This window comes from Vibrio sp. 1731 (assembly GCF_033339955.1).
GTDB classification, from domain to species: domain Bacteria; phylum Pseudomonadota; class Gammaproteobacteria; order Enterobacterales; family Vibrionaceae; genus Vibrio; species Vibrio alginolyticus.
This window is the reverse complement of sequence record NZ_JAWOVO010000068.1, coordinates 1-1,662: the sequence shown is the minus strand read 5'-3', so window position 1 is coordinate 1,662 and position 1,662 is coordinate 1. Positions and strand designations below refer to the sequence as shown.

The 1,662-nt window shown below is 48.6% G+C and carries 2 protein-coding genes; both read left to right on the top strand.

What is annotated here, in order from left to right:
- The coding region (locus R7035_RS25175) for a RelA/SpoT AH/RIS domain-containing protein (protein ID WP_318146321.1) at window positions 1-831 on the top strand (831 nt) is incomplete at its 5' end.
- A gap of 57 nt (window positions 832-888) precedes the next feature.
- Window positions 889-1,572 carry a tRNA (guanosine(18)-2'-O)-methyltransferase TrmH gene (gene trmH, locus R7035_RS25170; RefSeq protein WP_005478720.1) on the top strand — a complete coding sequence of 228 codons (684 nt, stop codon included), beginning with the start codon at window positions 889-891 and terminating at the stop codon, window positions 1,570-1,572.
- Window positions 1,573-1,662: the final 90 nt, after the last annotated feature.

Below are 1,662 nucleotides of genomic sequence, written 5' to 3'. Positions count from 1 at the left end.
CCTTACCCACTAAGTAAGGCGCTGAAGAACGGCCAGACAGTAGAAATCATCAGTGCGCCAGGTGCGCGTCCAAATGCCGCTTGGTTGAACTATGTCGTGACTTCTCGCGCTCGCACTAAGATTCGTCAAGTACTGAAAACCATGCGCCGTGAAGAATCCATCACGCTCGGCCGCCGCCTATTGAATCACGCTTTGGGTCGTCACTCGATTGACTCCATCTACCCAGAGAACATTCAAGAAGTACTGACCGATCTGCGCTTAGAAAGCACAGACGATTTACTCGCAGCAATTGGCTTGGGTGAACTCATGAGCATTGTGATTGCTCGTCGTTTGCTGGGTGATACTGAAGAACTAACGACAACCAGTTCCATTCCAACCGACTCGAAGAAGAAACTTCCAATTCGTGGCGCGGAAGGTTTGCTGCTGACGTTTGCTAACTGCTGTCACCCAATTCCAGATGACCACATCATTGCGCATGTGTCTCCTGGTCGTGGCCTGGTTGTTCACCGTGAAACGTGTCCAAATGTGCGCGGTTACCAAAAAGAGCCGGACAAGTACATGGCCGTTGCATGGTCTGACGATTACGACAAAGAGTTTATCGCAGAACTGAAAGTCGACATGCTCAACCACCAAGGTGCTCTGGCAGAATTGACCAACGTGATTTCGAAAACAGGCTCCAATATCCATGGCCTGTCGACCGAAGAACGTGATGGCCGACTGTATACTGTCACCGTTCTGCTGACGACTAAAGATCGTGTCCACCTTGCAGGTATCATGCGAAAAATCAAAGCGATGCCGCAGGCGACCCGAGTCAGACGAAGAAAGAACTAAACTCATCGCCACCCACTCACACTGGGTGGCGATTTTTTTATACCCTATTTATTTACTATGAATTTAGAACGTTACCACCGTATCCATCAGGTGCTGAAAGCACGCCAAACCGACCTTACTTTGTGCCTAGAAGAGGTTCACAAACCTAACAACGTCTCTGCCGTTATTCGTACGGCTGACGCCACGGGCTTACACAAAGTTCATGCTATCTGGCCTGATAAAATGCGCACTTTAACCCACACTTCTGCAGGTGCTCGTAACTGGGTTGAAGTAGAAACTCACAACTCGATTGAAACCGCCATTACCGAGCTCAAAGCCCAAGGCATGCAAGTATTGGTGACCAACTTATCGGACACCGCGGTCGATTTTCGTGAAATCGACTACACCAAACCGACTGCAATCATCCTGGGTAGTGAAAAAATTGGCGCGTCTGAACAAGCGAAAAAACTCGCTGATCAAGACATCATTATTCCGATGATTGGAATGGTGCAGTCTTTGAATGTTTCGGTCGCCAGCGCGGTCATTCTGTATGAAGCGCAACGCCAACGTGAAGCGGCAGGCATGTATGATCGAGAAGAAAGCGCACTACCAAAAGAAACCATTCATCGCATCTTATTTGAACGTGGTCACCCAGTGCTTGCCAAAGTAGCGAAACGCAAGAAACTGGAATACCCGCCACTCGACGATGAAGGTCAAATCATCGCAGATGAGGCGTGGTGGCAAGAGATGCAAAAAGCTTAAGCTGAAACATAACATCGAAAGGCCTCGCTTTCTACGCCACTTCTTATAGTTTTTCCTGTACAAAAACACAGCTCCATGGTTAACATACTG

Bases quoted from the DNA above. Each gene is read 5' to 3' on its own strand.
- trmH (WP_005478720.1), top strand. From the start codon at position 889: ATGAATTTAGAACGTTACCACCGTATCCATCAGGTGCTGAAAGCACGC.